This is a genomic window from Streptomyces sp. NPDC102274 (assembly GCF_044766385.1).
Classification (GTDB): Bacteria; Actinomycetota; Actinomycetes; order Streptomycetales; family Streptomycetaceae; genus Streptomyces.
Map to the genome: position 1 here is coordinate 13935 of NZ_JBIWLW010000042.1, position 18342 is coordinate 32276.

Annotated in this window: 13 protein-coding genes and 2 pseudogenes; 13 read left to right on the plus strand and 2 right to left on the minus strand. The window is 71.2% G+C overall.

Annotated features, from left to right (window positions below; translation table 11 throughout):
- Positions 1-151: 151 nt before the first annotated feature.
- Entirely contained in the window at positions 152-1978 is a 1827-nt protein-coding gene (locus ACIRQP_RS36250; RefSeq protein WP_403898295.1) for a glycoside hydrolase family 15 protein, read from the minus strand.
- Between the two features lie 416 nt (positions 1979-2394).
- Between ACIRQP_RS36250 and ACIRQP_RS36255 the strand changes: the two genes are divergently transcribed.
- From ACIRQP_RS36255 to ACIRQP_RS36305, 11 genes and pseudogenes are all read left to right on the plus strand, one after another.
- Positions 2395-4113: a CTP synthase gene (locus ACIRQP_RS36255; RefSeq protein WP_403898297.1), complete on the plus strand. Its 1719-nt coding sequence runs from the start codon at positions 2395-2397 to the stop codon at positions 4111-4113.
- Positions 4114-4211: 98 nt separating this feature from the next.
- Positions 4212-4838, plus strand: coding sequence for an NUDIX domain-containing protein (locus ACIRQP_RS36260; protein WP_403898299.1), 627 nt, complete (start codon positions 4212-4214; stop codon positions 4836-4838).
- A gap of 842 nt (positions 4839-5680) precedes the next feature.
- Positions 5681-7658: pseudogene (locus ACIRQP_RS36265) on the plus strand (AAA family ATPase).
- Positions 7659-7815: 157 nt separating this feature from the next.
- Positions 7816-8931 (plus strand): alanine dehydrogenase, encoded by a 1116-nt coding sequence (gene ald, locus ACIRQP_RS36270; protein ID WP_403898302.1) that lies wholly within the window; start codon positions 7816-7818, stop codon positions 8929-8931.
- A gap of 382 nt (positions 8932-9313) precedes the next feature.
- Positions 9314-10435 (plus strand): ParA family protein, encoded by a 1122-nt coding sequence (locus tag ACIRQP_RS36275; protein WP_030354916.1) that lies wholly within the window; start codon positions 9314-9316, stop codon positions 10433-10435.
- Positions 10432-11034: a hypothetical protein gene (locus ACIRQP_RS36280; RefSeq protein WP_403898369.1), complete on the plus strand. Its 603-nt coding sequence runs from the start codon at positions 10432-10434 to the stop codon at positions 11032-11034. The genes ACIRQP_RS36275 and ACIRQP_RS36280 overlap by 4 nt, the downstream gene beginning before the upstream one ends.
- Positions 11035-11081: 47 nt before the next feature.
- Positions 11082-12197, plus strand: a complete 1116-nt coding sequence (locus ACIRQP_RS36285; protein ID WP_403898305.1) for a segregation/condensation protein A — start codon at positions 11082-11084, stop codon at positions 12195-12197.
- Between the two features lie 98 nt (positions 12198-12295).
- Complete coding sequence (gene scpB / locus ACIRQP_RS36290; RefSeq protein ID WP_403898371.1) at positions 12296-12862, plus strand: SMC-Scp complex subunit ScpB; 567 nt, start codon at positions 12296-12298, stop codon at positions 12860-12862.
- Positions 12862-14061, plus strand: a complete 1200-nt coding sequence (locus tag ACIRQP_RS36295) for a pseudouridine synthase (protein ID WP_403898307.1) — start codon at positions 12862-12864, stop codon at positions 14059-14061. Before scpB ends, ACIRQP_RS36295 begins: the two co-directional genes overlap by 1 nt.
- Positions 14062-14293: 232 nt before the next feature.
- The gene (locus tag ACIRQP_RS36300) at positions 14294-15037 is read left to right on the plus strand and encodes an NUDIX hydrolase (RefSeq protein WP_403898310.1); all 744 of its coding nucleotides are present in this window, start codon (positions 14294-14296) and stop codon (positions 15035-15037) included.
- Positions 15034-16056 (plus strand): ADP-ribosylglycohydrolase family protein, encoded by a 1023-nt coding sequence (locus ACIRQP_RS36305; RefSeq protein ID WP_403898312.1) that lies wholly within the window; start codon positions 15034-15036, stop codon positions 16054-16056. The genes ACIRQP_RS36300 and ACIRQP_RS36305 overlap by 4 nt, the downstream gene beginning before the upstream one ends.
- Positions 16057-16155: 99 nt before the next feature.
- Here ACIRQP_RS36305 and ACIRQP_RS36310 read toward each other — a convergent pair.
- Positions 16156-16660, minus strand: a pseudogene (locus ACIRQP_RS36310) (DNA polymerase beta superfamily protein).
- 150 nt (positions 16661-16810) lie between these two features.
- Between ACIRQP_RS36310 and aroH the strand changes: the two are divergent.
- Together aroH and ACIRQP_RS36320 are read left to right on the plus strand one after the other, a co-directional pair.
- Entirely contained in the window at positions 16811-17173 is a 363-nt protein-coding gene (gene aroH / locus ACIRQP_RS36315) for a chorismate mutase (protein WP_403898315.1), read from the plus strand.
- Complete coding sequence (locus tag ACIRQP_RS36320; RefSeq protein ID WP_403898318.1) at positions 17170-18255, plus strand: prephenate dehydrogenase; 1086 nt, start codon at positions 17170-17172, stop codon at positions 18253-18255. The genes aroH and ACIRQP_RS36320 overlap by 4 nt, the downstream gene beginning before the upstream one ends.
- Positions 18256-18342: the final 87 nt, after the last annotated feature.

The following is an 18342-nucleotide window of genomic DNA, read 5'->3' on the forward strand; positions in this document are numbered from 1 at the left end:
GACCAGTCGGCGCGCACGCCGTTTCCGGCCCCGTCGGAGGGCGCCGGCCCGCTGGGCCGAATCGAGTCCAAGTGAAACTCTGATCAGAGGAAGACATGCCCTCGCCCCGGTCGTACGCACTGCTGACGACCGGGGCGAGCCGAACAAGGGGTCAGCCGCCGTACGCCCCCGAAGCCGTCAGCCTCAGTGCCGTGTCGATCAGCGGGACATGGCTGAACGCCTGCGGGAAGTTCCCCACCTGGCGCTGGAGCCGGGAGTCCCACTCCTCGGCGAGCAGCCCCAGATCGTTACGGAGCGCCAGCAGCTTCTCGAAGAGCTTTCTGGCCTCCTCCACCCGGCCGATCATCGCGAGATCGTCGGCGAGCCAGAAGGAGCAGGCCAGGAACGCGCCCTCGTCGCCCTCCAGCCCGTCCACCCCGGCGTCCTCGCCCGAGGTCGGGTACCGCATGACGAAGCCGTCCTCCGTGGACAGCTCCCGCTGGATCGCCTCGATCGTGCCGATGACCCGCTTGTCGTCCGGCGGCAGAAAGCCCATCTGCGGAATGAGCAGCAGCGACGCGTCCAGCTCCTTGGAGCCGTACGACTGCGTGAAGGTGTTCCGCTCCTTGTCGTACCCCTTCTCGCAGACATCGCGGTGGATGTCGTCCCGCATCTCGCGCCAGCGCTCCAGCGGGCCGTCGGCGTCGCCCGACTCGATCAGCTTGATCGTGCGGTCGACCGCGACCCAGGCCATCACCTTCGAGTGCACGAAGTGCCGGCGCGGACCGCGCACCTCCCAGATGCCCTCGTCCGGCTGGTCCCAGTGCTTCTCCAGATACTGGATCAGCTTGAGCTGGAGCACCGAGGCGTAGTCATTGCGGGCGAGACCGGTCATATGCGCCAGATGCAGCGCTTCGGTGACCTCGCCGTACACATCCAGCTGGAGCTGGTGCGCCGCGCCGTTGCCGACCCGGACCGGGCCCGAGCGCTCATAGCCGGGCAGCCAGTCCAGCTCCGCCTCGCCCAGCTCGCGTTCGCCCGCGATCCCGTACATGATCTGCAGATTCTCCGGGTCGCCGGCGACCGCGCGCAGCAGCCACTCGCGCCAGGCGCGGGCCTCCTCGCGGTAGCCGGTGCGCAGCAGCGAGGAGAGCGTGATCGCGGCGTCGCGCAGCCAGGTGTAGCGGTAGTCCCAGTTCCGTACGCCGCCGATCTCCTCCGGCAGCGAGGTCGTCGGCGCCGCCACGATCCCGCCCGTCGGCGCGTAGGTCAGCGCCTTGAGCGTGATCAGCGAACGGACCACCGCCTCCCGGTAGGGGCCGTGGTACGTGCAGTGCTCGACCCATTCACGCCAGAAGTCGGAGGTCGCCTCCAGCGAACCCTCGGGGTCGGGCAGCGCGGGCGGCTGCCGGTGCGAGGGCTGCCAGCTGATCGTGAGCGTGATCCGGTCTCCCGGCGCCACCGTGAAGTCGGAGTACGTCGTGAGGTCCTTGCCGTAGGTCTCGGCGTCGGTATCCAGCCAGACCGAGTCGGGCCCCGCGACGGCGACCGTGCGGTTGTCCACCTTGTGGACCCAGGGCACGACCCGCCCGTAACTGAACCGCATCCGCAGCGCGGACCGCATCGGCACCCGTCCGCTGATGCCCTCCACGATCCGGATCACCTGCGGAGCGCCGTCACGCGGGGGCATGAAATCGGTCACTCTGACGGTGCCGCGCGGGGTGTCCCACTCCGATTCGAGAATCAGTGAGTCTCCGCGGTAGCGGCGCCGTGTGGCCTGTGGCGGCATGGAGCCCGCGGGATGCGCGGGTCCCAGGCGCCAGAAGCCATGCTCATCGGTGCCGAGCAGTGCCGCGAAAACGGCATGCGAGTCGAAGCGGGGCAGGCACAGCCAGTCGACTGTGCCGTCCCGGCAGACCAGGGCAGCGGTCTGCATGTCTCCGATGAGTGCGTAATCCTCGATGCGCCCGGCCACGTGCATCTCCAGTCGAACGGCCATGTCCGCCCCGAGGGGCGCGTACTTCGGTCAAGGGTCGTTGACGAGCTCTATTTCCGGGAAATCGGGCGGGGATGGTGCCGTTTGCCGGCCGGACTCGGCAGCGAATGTTTGAGCAGGATACGACGCACTACGGGGCTCTGCGCCACGGTCCCGACAACATCGGTCCGCCGAACGGGTAGGCCAAGGGTGACTCGGGGGAAAAAGGCTGACTCGGGGGAATGGCTTCTCGGATGCGGGCGGCGGCGCGTGGCCGGAAGCACCCTCCCTTCGGCGCTGATACCCTGGTAGCCCGTGGACCGGTGGACTCCCTGCGACGCATTGGGGCCCCGTACCCGCAGCGACGGAAGTCCCTCCAGTCTTCGACCGGGACACCGGCACGCACCTCAGACCGCGACCACGGGAGCCCCCTCTTGGCCATGCCGAACCGTTCCACGACATCCTCGACGACCAAGCACATCTTCGTCACAGGGGGTGTTGCCTCCTCCCTCGGCAAGGGCCTGACCGCCTCCAGTCTGGGTGCGCTGCTCAAAGCGCGTGGTCTGCGGGTCACCATGCAGAAGCTGGACCCGTACCTGAACGTCGACCCGGGCACGATGAACCCGTTCCAGCACGGCGAGGTATTCGTCACGAACGACGGAGCCGAGACCGACCTGGACATCGGCCACTACGAGCGCTTCCTCGATGTGGACCTCGACGGCTCGGCCAATGTCACCACCGGCCAGGTCTACTCGCAGGTCATCGCGAAGGAGCGGCGCGGTGAGTACCTGGGCGACACGGTTCAGGTCATTCCGCACATCACCAACGAGATCAAGCATCGCATCCGGCGCATGGCGGCCGACGACGTCGATGTCGTCATCACGGAGGTCGGCGGCACGGTCGGCGACATCGAGTCGCTGCCGTTCCTGGAGACCGTCCGCCAGGTGCGCCACGAGGTGGGCCGAGACAACGTCTTCGTGGTGCACATCTCACTGCTGCCGTACATCGGCCCCTCCGGCGAGCTGAAGACCAAGCCGACCCAGCACTCGGTCGCGGCCCTGCGCAACATCGGTATCCAGCCCGATGCGATCGTGCTCCGCGCCGACCGCGACGTACCGACCGCGATCAAGCGCAAGATCTCGCTGATGTGCGATGTCGACGAGACGGCCGTGGTGGCGTGCGTCGACGCCAAGTCGATCTACGACATCCCCAAGGTGCTGCACACCGAGGGCCTGGACGCCTATGTCGTGCGCAAGCTGGATCTGCCGTTCCGCGATGTGGACTGGACGGTCTGGGACGATCTGCTGGACCGCGTCCACAACCCCGACCACGAGGTCACCGTCGCGCTGGTCGGCAAGTACATCGACCTCCCGGACGCCTACCTCTCGGTGACGGAGGCGATCCGCGCCGGCGGCTTCGCGAACAGGGCGCGCGTCAAGGTCAAGTGGGTCACCTCGGACGACTGCAAGACCCCGGCCGGTGCCGCCAGGCAGTTGGCCGACGTCGACGGGATCCTGATCCCCGGCGGCTTCGGCGAGCGCGGTGTCACCGGCAAGGTCGGCGCCATCCAGTACGCCAGGGAGCACAAGGTCCCGCTGCTGGGGCTCTGTCTGGGCCTCCAGTGCATCGTCATCGAGGCCGCGCGCAACGTCGCCGGGATCCCCGACGCCAACTCCACGGAATTCGACTCCGGCACCGCCCACCCGGTGATCTCCACGATGGAGGAGCAGCTCGCCTACGTGGAGGGCGCCGGAGACCTGGGCGGCACGATGCGGCTCGGTCTCTACCCGGCGAAGCTCGCCGAGGGCTCGATCGTGCGCGAGGTCTATGACGACCAGCCGTATGTGGAGGAGCGCCACCGCCACCGCTACGAGGTCAACAACGCGTACCGCGCGGAGCTGGAGAAGAAGGCCGGTCTGGTCTTCTCGGGCACGTCCCCGGACAACAAGCTGGTCGAGTACGTCGAGTACGCGCGCACCACGCACCCGTATCTGGTCGCCACCCAGGCCCACCCGGAGCTGCGGTCCCGGCCGACCAGGCCGCACCCGCTCTTCACCGGGCTCGTGAAGGCCGCGGTGGAGCGCCGGCGGGGCGCCCACGCGGGCGCCGGCCAGGGCGGGCAGGGGACGCCGGCGGAGCCGGTGGCCGCCCAGTCCTGAGCGATTCTCCAAGCGATACGGTGGGAGCCGGGGCACGGGTCTTTCGGGACTTGTGCCCCGGTTTCCGCTTGTGCGCCACTGTGTGGGAGGACGCTTTCATGACGATCAAGGACGCCCCCGAGGAGTGGCGGGTCACCGCGACCTCGACGCCCTTCCGCGGCAACAAGACCAGTGTCCGTACGGATGATGTGGTCATGCCCGACGGTACGGTCGCCTCGCGCGACTACCAGGTCCACCCCGGATCCGTGGCGATCCTCGCGCTGGACGACACGGGCCGGGTCCTCGTGCTGCGTCAGTACCGGCACCCCGTCCGCCAGAAGCTGTGGGAGATCCCGGCCGGTCTGCTCGATGTGCCGGGCGAGAATCCGCTGCACGCGGCGCAGCGCGAGCTGTACGAGGAGGCGCACGTCAAGGCCGAGGACTGGCGGGTGCTGACGGACGTCTACACCACGCCCGGCGGCTCCGACGAGGCGGTACGGATCTTCCTCGCGCGCGGTCTGTCGGAGGCGGAGGGCGAGCGCTTCGAAGTCTCCGACGAGGAGGCGGACATGGAGCTGGCCCGGGTGGCGGCGGCGGAGCTGGTACGGGGTGTGCTCGCCGGTGAACTGCACAACACCTGTCTGGCGGTGGGGGTGCTCGCGCTCACCGCGGCGCTGGCGGGCGACGGCATCGAGTCGCTCAGGCCGGCCGAGGCGCCCTGGCCCGCGCGTCCGTTCGAGTCCTGAACAGGAGCCCTGTTATTCCGGGCATCCGGTCAATCTCCAGTCTGAAAAAATGCTGATCCGATTGGGGGATATATCGGCCACGCCCCACCGGTCTCGTCGCTGAGCGTGAACTACGCTCGAACCGCCCGTGCGGGAACCCGCCGGGCTCGGCTCGTGCGCAGGCGGACGGAGCGTGGCCCGTGACGGATCAGGCGGTGGATGTGAGTGGCCCCGGCCGTCCGGGTGCCGGGGAAAAGCGCGGCAGCACCCGGAGCGGGAAGCCAACCGCCGCAGGGGCGAACGAAACTGAGGGGCCGTCGGGCAAACGGCGGAGCCTTTCCACGTCGGCGGCCGAGAAGATGTCGACATCGGGTTCCGAGACGAAAGGTACGGCCCGGGTGACTGTCCCGGAGGGTCCCGAGGACGCGACCGACGCCGTGAGCGTGAGTGGCACGGCGAGGCCCGCGCCGGACGGCGTGACGGAGCGTGGTGACACGCGGCAGGCGGTGTGCGAGGGCACGCGCACGGACGTGTCGGGCCCGGCGGGCGGCTCCGCCGGACTCGCAGATCCGGCCCCGGCGGAGGCCGGCCCCGGGGGCGGCGCTCGACGGTCCGGACCGGAGGGCCCGGCGTCCGGGCCGAAGGACCTGGTGTCCGGGGCGGGGGATCCGCGGTCCGGGGCGGTCGGTCTGCCGGCAGGACCCGGAGCCGGCTGCCTCGCCCCGGTCATTCCCGCCGAGCCCGTCGTACCCTCTCCGGATCTCTCGCGGCCGGTCCAGTCGCCGCCCCTCTCCGTCCCGACGGGCCCCGTGGGACCGCTGACCGACGCGCACGCCCCGCACCCGGGGTGGCCCGCGTACGACATGGCGTTCTTCGGCAGACAGCGGGAACTCAAGGCGCTGCGCGGAGACGTCGAGCGGACCGGGCTCAACACGCTCTCCGGCCGCAAGGAGCCGCGCGCCCGGGTCCTGCTGATCGCCGGCCGGCCCGGCTCCGGGCGTACCGCGCTGGCCGAGGAGCTGACCCGGCAGCTGCGCGACGGCTATCCGGACGGTGTCGTACGGACCCGCCTCACCGAGCCCGGCGGCGAGCCGGTGCCCACCGAGCGGAGCGCGCGCGAGATCCTCGGCGCGTTCGGCCTCGCCACCCCGCCTGGCGCGGGCGAGGACGAGCTGTCCGAGATGGTGCGCGAGGCGCTCTCCGCGCGGCGGGTGCTGCTGCTCCTCGACGACGCCGTCGACGCCGAGCAGGTCGATCCGCTGGTGCCCGACAACCCCGGCTGCCTGGTGGTCGCGGTCGCGCAGGGTCCGCTGACCGGGATCCCCGACGTCCGTCCGTGCACGCTCGGCGGGATGGACACCAAGGCGGCCATCGAGCTTCTCGGCCGGTTCACCGGCGCCGTCCGGATCACCGTCGATCCGCAGGCAGCGGAGTCCCTCGCCGAGGAGTGCGGCGGCCAGCCCGCCGCGCTCGTGCTGGCCGCCGGCTGGCTCGCCGCCCGGCCCACCGCGTCCGTCGCCGATGTGACCAAACAGCTGCGGGCCCTGCCGCACGACTGGGAGCGGCCCGTCGGCGACCGGCCGCTCGCACGCGCCTTCCATCTCGTCTACGAGACGCTGCCGTCGCCCGCCGCCCGGATACTGCGACTGCTCGCGCTCGCGCCCGCGGGTCTCGCCGACGCGCACATCGCCTCGGCGCTGGCCGGCTGCTCGGTCTCGGCCGCCAGGACCACACTGGACGACTTCGCCGCCCGGGGCCTGCTCAGGGCGGTCGACGCCGAACAGTACGAGGTGTCCGGCTGTCTGGTCCCGCTGCTGCGGGCCGTCATGGAGGAGCACGACCGGCCCGCCGAGATGCAGCTGGCCCGCGCGCGGATGCTGGAGCGGAGCGTACGGTTGCTCCAGTCCTGCCGCGCCGTCACCGACCCCGACGGCTCCCCGGCCCGCAAGAAGCTGGCCGCGCTGCCCCGCGCGCTGCGCTTCCCGAGCGCCGCGGCAGCGGCTGGATGGCTGGGCGCGCGACAGCCCGCGCTGCTGGCTTCCGCACGTCTCGCGGTCGCCGACGGCGAGCTGGACACGCTGGCCCGGCGGCTGGTGGCCGCGCTGGTCAGGGCGCTGGCCGCGCACCGGGGCACCGAGGCCGCGGCCCCCGAGCTGTACGGGCTCCATCAGCTGGTGCTCGATATCGCCGAGCGGCGCGAGCTGCACCGCGAGCAGGCCGCCGCGCTGCTGAACCTCGGAGATCTGGACGCCCAGACCGGCCGTACGCGGGACGCGCTCGCCCGCTACCGCGCCGCGCTGGACGCCGGAAGGAGCGCGAACGATCTCTACGCGACCGGCCGCGCGATGGAATCCGTAGGCGGCGCCTACCAGGATCTGCGGGACTGGCAGCGGGCCGCCGACTGGTACGGCAGGGCGCTCGCCCAGCGGCTGAGCCGGGGCGAGCGGGCCGACGAGGCCCGGCTGTACGGCCGGCTCGGCACCGTCTTCACCTACGCGGGGCTGTACGGCGAGGCGCTGCGCAACTGGCGGGCCGCCACCGCGGGCTACCGCAGGCTGCGCGATCTCCCGGGCCAGGCAAGGGCCTTGAGCGAGGCGGCCCGGGTCCAGGAGTACGCGGGCCGGCCGCAGGAGTCGCTGCGCACCTGCCAGGAGGCGGTCGAGTGGGCGCGGCTGGCCGGGGACGAACGGCTCCAGGCCGCGCTCCAGCTCAGGCTGGCCGACACCCTGGACCGGCTCGGCGACCCGACCGCGGCGAGGCTGCACCGGGCCACGGCCGATCGTCTGCTGGAAACGGAGGGAAAACACCTACGAAATCCGTAGTGCTTCGAGTGGTGATTGATGCTTTGCAAGGCTAGACACCAAGAAATCCTTCATTAGACTGGCTACGCCGCACCTCTCCGCGCGGCGTCTTCCTGTGCGCCGCGCGCGCCCGGGTGTGTATGGGATCGCCCCTGGACATCCCCGGACATCCCCTGAGCCAAGGACCGTGATCTGCCGTGTTGGTCGGTATCCCCCGCGAGGTCAAGAACAACGAATTCCGGGTGGCCATCACCCCGGCCGGCGTCCATGAGCTGGTACGCCAGGGGCATCAGGTCGTCATCGAGCGGAATGCGGGGGCCGGCTCCTCGATCACGGACGAGGAGTTCGCCGCGGCCGGCGCCCGGATGTCGGCCACGGCCGACGAGGTCTGGGCCGCCGCCGATCTGCTGCTGAAGGTCAAGGAGCCGGTCGCCGAGGAGTACCACCGGCTGCGCAAGGGCCAGACGCTCTTCACGTATCTGCACCTCGCCGCCTCCCGCGCGTGCACGGACGCCCTGCTGGACTCCGGCACCACCGCCATCGCGTACGAGACGGTCGAGACCGCGAGCCGCGCGCTGCCGCTGCTCGCCCCGATGTCCGAGGTCGCGGGCCGGCTGGCGCCGCAGGTCGGCGCCTACCACCTGATGCGCTCGGCCGGCGGCCGGGGTGTGCTGCCGGGCGGCGTGCCCGGTACGGCGGCCGGCCGGGCCGTCGTCATCGGCGGCGGTGTCTCGGGCTGGAACGCGACGCAGATCGCCGTCGGCATGGGATTCCATGTGACGCTGCTCGACCGGGACATCGACAAGCTGCGCGAGGCCGACAGGATCTTCGGCACGAAGGTCCAGACCATCGTCTCCAATGCCTTCGAACTGGAGAAGGCGGTCGTCGAGGCGGACCTCGTCGTCGGGGCCGTTCTCATCCCCGGCGCGAAGGCGCCGAAGCTGGTCACCAACGAGCTCGTCGCCAAGATGAAGCCCGGAAGTGTACTTGTCGACATTGCGATTGATCAGGGCGGCTGCTTCGAGGATTCACGGCCGACGACGCACGCCGAGCCGACGTTCCGGGTCCATGGCTCGGTCTTCTACTGCGTGGCCAACATGCCGGGCGCCGTCCCGCACACCTCCACGTACGCCCTGACCAACGCCACGCTGCCGTACATCGTGGAGCTGGCGAACCGCGGCTGGCTCGACGCGCTGCGCCGGGACCCGGCCCTCGCCAAGGGGCTCAACACCCATGAGGGCCAGGTCATTTACCGCGAGGTCGCCGAGGCTCATGGGCTGGATCACGCCGAATTGGCCATGCTTCTGGGCTGATGTGTCAACGCGCCTCGTCAACATCGCGCCAGCGGCCGGATCTCACGCGGCGAGGTCCGGCCGTACGCGTGTCCGGTGGCCGCCGAACGGCGGGTCAACACGCCTCGAACGTAACGCTTTCAACCGTTTCGCGCGTCGGCGAAACCTGCTGGGCACGCCTTGGTGAGAGGCTTGTGCGCCCTTGACAGAGAGGTGTTCCGTTGCCGACACATCGGGCCGGGTCCGGCGGATTGTGTTGCTGCGAAGCGGTGACACGCCATAGAGTCGCCAACCGTCGGCATGGTGCCACGCTGACCTATCGATAAGTTTCCTGGTCCAGTCCAAGGAGGTAAGACGACTTGTGAATGAGTCGACATTTACTCCCGGGGGTGGTCAACCAGGAATGCCTGTGAGGAGCCAGAGCCCGTCGTCCGGGCTCAAGGCTGTCGGCTCCGTAGCGGTCCGCACCTTCGCCACCCACCAGCACATGACGACAGCCCACCAGATGATGGACGGCCAACACGTGAACGCCATGGCCGGCAACGAGGGTGGCCGAGAGTCCACTCCATTCGCCGACTACGACGAAGTGCCCGAGGGGCACTTCTACGACCCCGACGCCGAGTACGAGCCCGACCCCGAGTACGCGGCCACCCTCGCCCCCGACGCCGCCCGCCAGCGTCGCGAGCGGATCGGCCCGACCGGGCGTCCCCTGCCGTACTTCCCAATCCCGGGCCCGCTCACCGACCACGGCCCCGCGAAGATCATCGCGATGTGCAACCAGAAGGGCGGCGTCGGCAAGACGACGTCGACCATCAACCTGGGTGCCGCGCTCGCGGAGTACGGCCGGCGTGTGCTGCTCGTCGACTTCGACCCGCAGGGAGCCCTGTCGGTCGGTCTCGGTGTGAACCCGATGGAGCTGGACCTCACCGTCTACAACCTGCTCATGGAGCGGGGCATGGCGGCCGACGAGGTGCTGCTGAAGACCGCCGTGCCCAACATGGACCTGCTGCCGAGCAATATCGATCTCTCGGCGGCGGAAGTGCAGTTGGTGAGCGAGGTGGCGCGCGAGTCCACGCTCCAGCGGGCGCTGAAGCCCCTGATGCAGGACTACGACTACATCGTGATCGACTGTCAGCCCTCGCTCGGTCTGCTGACCGTGAACGCGCTGACCGCCGCGCACAAGGTGATCGTGCCGCTGGAGTGCGAGTTCTTCGCGCTGCGCGGTGTGGCGCTGCTGACGGAGACCATCGAGAAGGTTCAGGAGCGGCTCAACCCCGAGCTGGAGCTCGACGGCATCCTCGCCACCATGTACGACTCCCGTACGGTGCACAGCCGTGAGGTCCTCGCGCGCGTGGTCGAGGCCTTCGACGATCACGTCTACCACACCGTGATCGGGCGGACCGTGCGCTTCCCGGAGACCACGGTCGCCGGTGAGCCGATCACCACGTACGCCTCGAACTCCGTCGGCGCCGCCGCGTATCGCCAGCTCGCCAGGGAGGTGCTCGCCCGGTGTCACGCCGAGTGAGTCTGCCCGGGGCCGACGAACTGTTCCGTACGACCGGGGGCATGGCGCTGCAGTCCTCCTCGTCGGCGGACCGGCGCAGGAACGCCAACGGCGAGCCCCGGGTGCCCGCTCCGGCGGGGGAGAGCGATCCGTCCGGCGACCCGGCGGGCGCCTCCTCCTCCACCGAGGTGGAGGAGCACTCCACCGCCGGTACGGACGCCCAGGAGCCGTCCCGGAGCCGGACCGCCGACGCGGAGCAGGCCGCCTCGTCCGTGAAGGGGCGACGGCCGCAGGAGGCCGCCTCCGCGTCCTCCGCCGGCCAGGGGCAGGCTCAGGGCCAGACGCAGGGCGCGGGGCCGCAGGGCGGGCAGCAGCGCCGCCGGGGACGTGGCGCCAACCGCCGCCCCAGCGGACGTGAACGGCACGACGAGAAGATCACGGTCTATGTCTCGGCCGAGGAACTGATGGACCTCGAACACGCGCGGCTCGTGCTGCGCGGTGAGCACGGACTCGCCGTGGACCGCGGCCGGATCGTCCGCGAGGCCGTCGCCGTGGTCCTCGCCGACCTCGAATCGCGTGGCGACGCGAGCATCCTCGTACGGCGCCTGCGCGGACGCTGAAGATAGCCTGCGCGGGCCGCCCCTCCGCTCGCGCCCCCAGGACCTCGATGCCCCCGCCCCCCGGTCTTCACCGCCCGTCCCGCCGCACTCTGGGCCGCGGGCCAGGGGCGTCGGCGCCCGAGCCCGTGTCCGAGCCCGATCCTGCTCCCGCTCCCGTATCGGTACCCGTACCCGAGCCTGTGGTGGAGCCCGCCTCTGTAACGGAGCCGGAGCCTGCCTCCGCGCCGGAGCCGGAGCCCGCCTCTGTGCCGGAGCCCGAGCCTTCGCCCGCGCCAGTGGTGGAGCCGGAGCCGGAGGCATCGCCATCGCCCGCGCCGGAGCCTTCGCCCGAGCCCGGTGACGGGCGGTTCACCGTACGGCTGGTCAACTTCGAGGGCCCCTTCGACCTGCTGCTCCAGCTCATCTCCAAACACAAGCTCGATGTGACCGAGGTCGCGCTGTCGAAGGTCACCGACGAGTTCATGGCACACATCCGCGCCATGGGGCCGGACTGGGATCTCGACCAGACCACCGAATTCCTGGTCGTCGCGGCGACCTTGCTGGATCTGAAGGCCGCCCGGCTGCTGCCCGCCGCCGAGGTCGAGGACGAGGCCGATCTCGCGCTGCTGGAAGCGCGGGACCTGCTCTTCGCCCGGCTTCTCCAGTACCGCGCGTACAAACAGGTCGCGGAGATCTTCAGCGAGCGCCTGGACGCCGAGGCCCGGCGCTATCCCCGTACCGTCGGGCTGGAGCCGCACCACGCCGCGCTGCTCCCCGAGGTCGTCATCAGCATGGGGCCCGAGGGCTTCGCCCGGCTCGCCGTGAAGGCGATGCAGCCGAAGCCCAGGCCGCAGGTGTACGTGGAGCACATCCACGCGCCCCTGGTGTCGGTGCGGGAACAGGCGGGGATCGTCGTCGCGCGGCTGCGCGAGCGCGGCGAGATGAGTTTCCCGGCGCTCACCGAGGACGCCGCGGACACCCTGACCGTGGTGGCGCGCTTCCTGGCGCTGCTGGAGCTCTACCGGGAGCGTGCCGTCGCCCTGGACCAGGAGGAGGCGCTCGGCCCGCTCATGGTCCGCTGGACGGGCGGGGACGGTGACGTGGAGGCCGCCGTGACGGACGAGTTCGACCGTGAGTCCGGGCCGGCCGACGGAACGGACGAGGAGAAGAAGGTGACGGCGTGAGCGAGAGGGAGCGGGAACAGGCGAGGGCGCGCGCGGCGGAGCGGTCGCCGGGTACGGTCGCGGACCTGGAGCTCAAGCCGGCGCTGGAGGCGGTCCTCATGGTCGTCGACGAGCCCGCCACCGAGGAACATCTCGCCAAGGTCCTCGACCGCCCCCGGCGGGCCGTCGCCGACGCGCTGCGCGAGCTGGCCGACGAGTACACCGTGCAGCGCCGGGGCTTCGAGCTGCGGCTGATCGCCGGCGGCTGGCGCTACTACACCCGGCCCGAGTACGCCGAGGCCGTGGAGGCGTTCGTACTCGACGGCCAGCAGGCCCGGCTCACCCAGGCCGCGCTGGAGACGCTCGCGGTCGTCGCGTACCGCCAGCCCGTGAGCCGTTCCCGGGTCTCGGCGGTGCGCGGAGTGAACTGTGACGGCGTCATGCGCACCCTGCTCCAGCGCGGGCTGGTGGAGGAGGCGGGCGCGGAACCCGAAACAGGTGCGATCCTGTACAGGACGACGAACTACTTTTTGGAGCGGATGGGCCTGCGGGGCCTGGACGAGCTCCCGGAGCTCGCGCCCTTCCTCCCCGAGGCGGACGCGATCGAGGCCGAGAGCCAGGAAGGCGTTCCGTCGTTCGATCCGGACGCACCGGATACCCACGCAGACGACAAGACGGAACTTTGATGCGAAGCAGCGGCAGGAACAGCGGAAGCGGCAACAGGAGCGGCGGAGGCGGGAGCGGCGGCGGCAACCGGGACAACCGGGGAGCCGGCAGCGGGCGTGACGACGAGCAGAAGCGGCCGTCCCGACCCCGTCCCGAGGAGCGTCGTTACGACGTCGGCCGCTCGGGTCCCACCGGTGGTTCCGGCGCGTCCGGAGCACCCGCGGGCTCGCGCCGTTCCGGTGGCTCCGGCGGTTCCGGGGGTTCCGCGGGCGGCGCTTCCGGCGGGGGCTCCCGTCAGGGCGGTGCCCGTGGCGCGGCGGCACGCGGCGGTGCCAAGGGCGGTCCCAAGCCCGCGCAGGGCGGTGGCCGCGGCGGTCCGCGACGCGGTGCCCCGTCCCGTCCGCGCGAGCTGGACGCCAAGATCGAGCAGCGCAACCGCGACCGGTACGCGGACAGGCCCTCGGTCAAGACGCCCAGGACCAACCCGGGCGCCGAGCAGGAGGGCGAGCGGCTGCAGAAGATCCTCGCCCGCGCCGGCATGGGCTCGCGCCGCGCCTGCGAGGAGCTGATCGAGCAGTCCCGGGTCGAGGTGAACGGCGAGATCGTCCTCGAACAGGGCATGCGCGTGAACCCGGACCGCGACGAGATCAAGGTCGACGGACTGACGGTCGCCACGCAGTCGCATCTCTTCTTCGCGCTGAACAAGCCGGCCGGGGTCGTCTCCACGATGGAGGACCCCGACGGGCGGCAGAACCTCGGCGACTACGTCACCAACCGCGAGACCCGGCTCTTCCACGTCGGGCGGCTCGACACGGAGACCGAGGGCATCATCCTGCTCACCAACCACGGTGAGCTGGCCCACCGCCTCACGCACCCCAAGTACGGCGTCAAGAAGATCTATCTCGCCGCGATCCAGGGCCCGCTGCCGCGCGATCTGGGCAAGCGGCTGAAGGACGGCATCCAACTGGAGGACGGCTACGCCAAGGCCGACCACTTCCGGGTCGTCGAGAACACCGGCAAGAACTATCTGGTGGAGGTCACCCTCCACGAGGGCCGTAAGCACATCGTGCGCCGGATGCTCGCCGAGGCGGGCTTCCCGGTCGACCGGCTCGTCCGGACGTCCTTCGGCCCGATCCCGCTGGGCGACCAGAAGTCCGGCTGGCTGCGCCGCCTCACCAATACCGAGGTCGGCATGCTGATGAAGGAAGTCGGGCTGTAGCCCGCCCGCGGCGTCCTCCTCGGGGTACGCCGTCCGCACAAGGGAGAAGCCCGCGGCCCGTTGGTCGCGGGCTTCTCCCTTGTGCGGACGGCGCGTTCACCTTTATAGTCAACGTGACCATTAAGGGGGTGGCCGTGCGTCACGCGATCACGACTCGGACGGCCGTGCGCGCGTACGGCAGGTGGACCTGGACCCACGGGGGTGGCCCGGGCCCGTACTCGCCGGAGCGGTCATGACGGCCCGGGGGCGGCGGGTGCCGGGGGGCTACGACCCCGCCGCCTTCGAGCCGTTCGCGGTCACCGTCGATCTCGCCGTCTTCACCGTGCGCCTGGGCCGGCTGCACGTACTCCTCATCGAACGGGGCGAGGAACCGTACCGGGGCGACTGGGCGCTGCCCGGCGGCTTCGTACGGCCCAGGGAGTCCGCCGGACAGGCGGCCCGCCGCGAACTCGCCGAGGAGACCGGTCTGTTGGCGCGGACCGCGAGCGCGCTCCATCTGGAGCAGCTGCGCACCTACAGCGATCCGGACCGCGACCCCAGGATGCGGGTGGTGTCGGTCGCGTACGCCGCGCTCGTCCCCGACCTGCCCGAGCCGCGCGGCGGCGGGGACGCCGCCCGCGCCCAGTGGGTGGAGTTCGGCGCCCGCGGGCCGCTCGCCTTCGACCACGAACACATCCTGGCCGACGCCTACGACCGGGTCGGCGCCAAGCTCGAATACACCTGTCTGGCCACGGCCTTCTGCCCGCCGGAGTTCACGCTCGGCGAGCTGCGGCAGGTGTACGAGACCGTCTGGGGCGTGGCTCTCGACCGCCCCAACTTCCGGCGCAAGGTCCTCACCACGCCCGGCTTCGTCCAGGCACTGGAGGGGCCGCCGCGCCGGACGGGTGGCCGGGGGAAACCGGCGGCGCTGTACCGCGCGGGCCCCGCCACCACGCTGCACCCACCTCTGCTTCGACCGGAAGGACGGAACGCATGATCATCGCGAGGGCCCTGACCAAACAGGCTGCCACGGGCTCGCTGATCGGGCTCGCGCTCGGTGACGCGCTGGGCTTTCCCACCGAGTTCAACGATGTGCCGTCGATCCTGGCCAAGTGCGGTCCCTGGCGGGAAATGGCGCTGCCGGAGCCCGCGTTCGTCACGGACGACACCCAGATGACGCTGGCGTTCGCGCGCGGGATCAGGACGGCGATGGACCAGGGCGTGCTCGATCCGCTGCGGCTGGAGCGGCCGGTGCGCGACGAGTTCGTCCGCTGGTACCACTCCCCGGACAACAACCGCGCCCCCGGCCGCACCTGCCTGACCGCCTGCGAGCTCCTCGACAGCGACCGCCCCTGGCAGCGGGCCAGCCGGATCGGCTCCAAGGGCTGCGGCGCCAATATGCGGGTCGCGCCGATCGGACTCGTCCCGGGCCTCAGCGACGAACAGCGCGGTGGCGCCGCGCAGTTGCAGGCGGCGCTCACCCACGGCCATCCGACGGCGCTCGCCGCCTCCGACCTGACGGCCCGCGCGGTCTATCTGCTGTCCCACGGCGGCGAGCCGCAGGGGCTGGTGGGCCAGTTGCGCTCCTACGCGTACGAGAACCGCGAGCACTACTACCACCGCTGGCTCGGCGACCTCTGGACCCTCTCCCACGACCCCACGCCCGAGACCTTCATCGCCCGGGGCTGGGACGAGTGCCTGGAGGCCCTGGAACGCCTCCAGGAGGCCCTGCGCACCCCCTCCCCGGAGACCGATCCCTGTCTGGCCACCGGAGACGGCTGGATCGCCGAGGAAGCCCTCGCCACCGGCCTGCTCTGCTTCCTCCTCTTCCTCCAGGACCCGGTCACCGCCCTGCGCCGCGCCGCCTGTACGAGGGGCGACTCCGACTCCCTCGCCTGCCTCACGGGCGCGTTCGCGGGCGCCCACCTGGGCGCGGGCGCGTGGCCCCAGGAGTGGGCGGAGCGGATCGAGTACCACGGCGATCTGATGACGCTGGGAGCGCTCTGGGATTCCTGATCCATGCGTACGGACGGAAGAAGAAGCCCCGAAGACCGTCTCCGGGTCCCATCCGTAACGGCTTCCCGTCCAGGGACTCCGGAGCCTGAGGACGCGCGGTCACGGACGGCGCTGCCCGGTGAGCCCGTCGGGTACGAGGCGCAGCACGACCTGGCCGGCCGGTGAAGGATGGAGCGCTGAGGCGCGGCGCGTGCGGGTCAGGAAGTCTTCCACGCGCGCGTGCTCCGGTTCGGGCGGCAGGGGGGAACGGGGCGCCGCCTCGTCGGCCTCGGCGACGAGGCGGGTCATCCGGCGCTCCACCTCCGGCCAGGGGACTTCGCCCCGCTTGACCGCCAGCAGATGGTCCCGGTCCTGGCCGACGTCGATCACCAGGCTGCCCGTACGCAGCAGATCCCGGCAGGAGGCGAGCAGCCGCAGCAGGTGCATGGCGTGCTTCCAGCGCGGGGGTCGGCGGCTTCTCGAAGCGCCAGAAGAGCGGGGTCGGGGCGAGGAAGACACCGCGCCGGTCGGTGTCGCTCCCCTCCGTCGCGAGTCCGAAGGCGCGCGAGCCCATCACACACGCGTAGACGGTGTGTTCACGGACGAGCGCTTCCGGCGAGGTCATGGAGGAGGGGGTACGGGGGCACCGGGCGGGGGCATGACTGGTTTTCCGGCGTCCCGGCGAGCCCGCTGTTGTGGCGAGAGCGGTCGCGGCGCTCCCGTTCCCCGCGGCTGACTACCCTGGGACGAGCACTCGATCACTGAGGAGAACGTCGTGGCGGTACGAGCGGTCCGCGGAGCGGTCCAGCTGGAGCGGGACGAGGCCGGGCACATGGACGACCAGGTCAGGCAGCTCCTCATCGCGATCCTGGAGCGCAACGCGCTCACCGCGGACGATCTGATCAGCATCTGGTTCACGGCCACGCCCGATCTGCACAGCGACTTCCCGGCCGCCGCGGCCCGTGGGCTCGGCATCGCCGACGTCCCCCTGATATGCGCCCAGGAACTGGACATCGCGGGCGCCCTGCCGCGCGTCGTCCGTATCCTCGCCCATATCGAGTCCGACCTCCCCAAGTCCGAGATCGCGCACGTCTACCTCGGCGCCGCGGCCACCCTGCGCAAGGACATCGCCCAGTGAGAACCGCCGTCGTCATCGGTACGGGCCTGATCGGCACCTCGGCGGCGCTGGCCCTGGCCGGCCGGGGCGTCACCGTCCACCTCAACGACCACGACCCCTCCCGCGCCAGGACCGCCGCCGCGCTCGGAGCGGGGACCGACGAGGCGCCCGAGGGCCCCGTCGACCTCGCGATCATCGCCGTACCGCCCACGCATGTCGCCGCCACGCTCTCCGCGCTGATGCGGGACGGCGTGGCCCGCGGCTATCTGGACGTGGCCAGCGTCAAGGGCGGCCCCCGGCGCGAACTGGAGGCGCTCGGCCTCGACCTCGCCCCGTACATCGGTACGCACCCCATGGCCGGCAAGGAGCGTTCGGGACCGCTGGCCGCGACCGCCGATCTCTTCGAGGGGCGCCCCTGGGTGCTGACCCCGACCCGGGACACCGACACCGAGGTGCTGAACCTCGCTCTGGAACTGGTCGCGCTGTGCCGGGCCGTGCCGGTGGTGATGGACGCCGACGCGCACGACCGCGCGGTCGCCCTCGTCTCGCACACCCCGCAGCTGATCTCGTCGATGGTCGCCGCCCGTCTTGAGGAGGCGGACGAGACGGCCGTACGCCTCTGCGGCCAGGGCATCCGCGATGTCACCCGGATCGCGGCCTCCGACCCCGGGATGTGGGTCGAGATCCTCTCCGCCAACGCCGGCCCCGTCGCCGACGTACTGGCCGGGGTCGCCGCCGACCTCGGTGAGACGGTCGAGGCGCTGCGCGCGCTCCAGTCCTCGGACGCGGACAAGCGGCGCGGCGGGGCCGCCGGGATCGAGGACGTCCTGCGGCGCGGCAACGCGGGACGGGTACGGGTGCCCGGCAAGCACGGCGCCGCCCCCGCGACGTACGAGATCGTGGCCGTCCTCATCAACGACCGGCCCGGCGAGCTGGCCCGTATCTTCGCGGACGCGAGCCGCGCCGGGGTCAATGTGGAGGACGTACGGATCGAGCACGCGACCGGGCAGCAGGCGGGCCTGGCACAGCTGATGGTGGAGCCGTCGGCGGCTCCGGTGCTCTCGGCGGCTCTGCGGGAACGCGGCTGGTCGATCCGGCAGTAGTCCGGCGGTAGTCCGGCGGTAGTCCGGCGGTAGATCCGCGCGGTAGTCCCGTGCGGTGCTCCGGCGGGCGTCCCGCCGAACGGGTGC

What these genes read in the sequence shown, in the direction of transcription:
- ACIRQP_RS36250 (WP_403898295.1), bottom strand. Translation starts at nt 1,978, where the DNA reads ATGGCCGTTCGACTGGAGATGCACGTGGCCGGGCGCATCGAGGATTAC.
- ACIRQP_RS36255 (WP_403898297.1), top strand. Translation starts at nt 2,395, where the DNA reads ATGCCGAACCGTTCCACGACATCCTCGACGACCAAGCACATCTTCGTC.
- ACIRQP_RS36260 (WP_403898299.1), top strand. Translation starts at nt 4,212, where the DNA reads ATGACGATCAAGGACGCCCCCGAGGAGTGGCGGGTCACCGCGACCTCG.
- ACIRQP_RS36275 (WP_030354916.1), top strand. Translation starts at nt 9,314, where the DNA reads ATGCCTGTGAGGAGCCAGAGCCCGTCGTCCGGGCTCAAGGCTGTCGGC.
- ACIRQP_RS36285 (WP_403898305.1), top strand. Translation starts at nt 11,082, where the DNA reads ATGCCCCCGCCCCCCGGTCTTCACCGCCCGTCCCGCCGCACTCTGGGC.
- scpB (WP_403898371.1), top strand. Translation starts at nt 12,296, where the DNA reads ATGGTCGTCGACGAGCCCGCCACCGAGGAACATCTCGCCAAGGTCCTC.
- ACIRQP_RS36295 (WP_403898307.1), top strand. Translation starts at nt 12,862, where the DNA reads ATGCGAAGCAGCGGCAGGAACAGCGGAAGCGGCAACAGGAGCGGCGGA.
- ACIRQP_RS36300 (WP_403898310.1), top strand. Translation starts at nt 14,294, where the DNA reads ATGACGGCCCGGGGGCGGCGGGTGCCGGGGGGCTACGACCCCGCCGCC.
- ACIRQP_RS36305 (WP_403898312.1), top strand. Translation starts at nt 15,034, where the DNA reads ATGATCATCGCGAGGGCCCTGACCAAACAGGCTGCCACGGGCTCGCTG.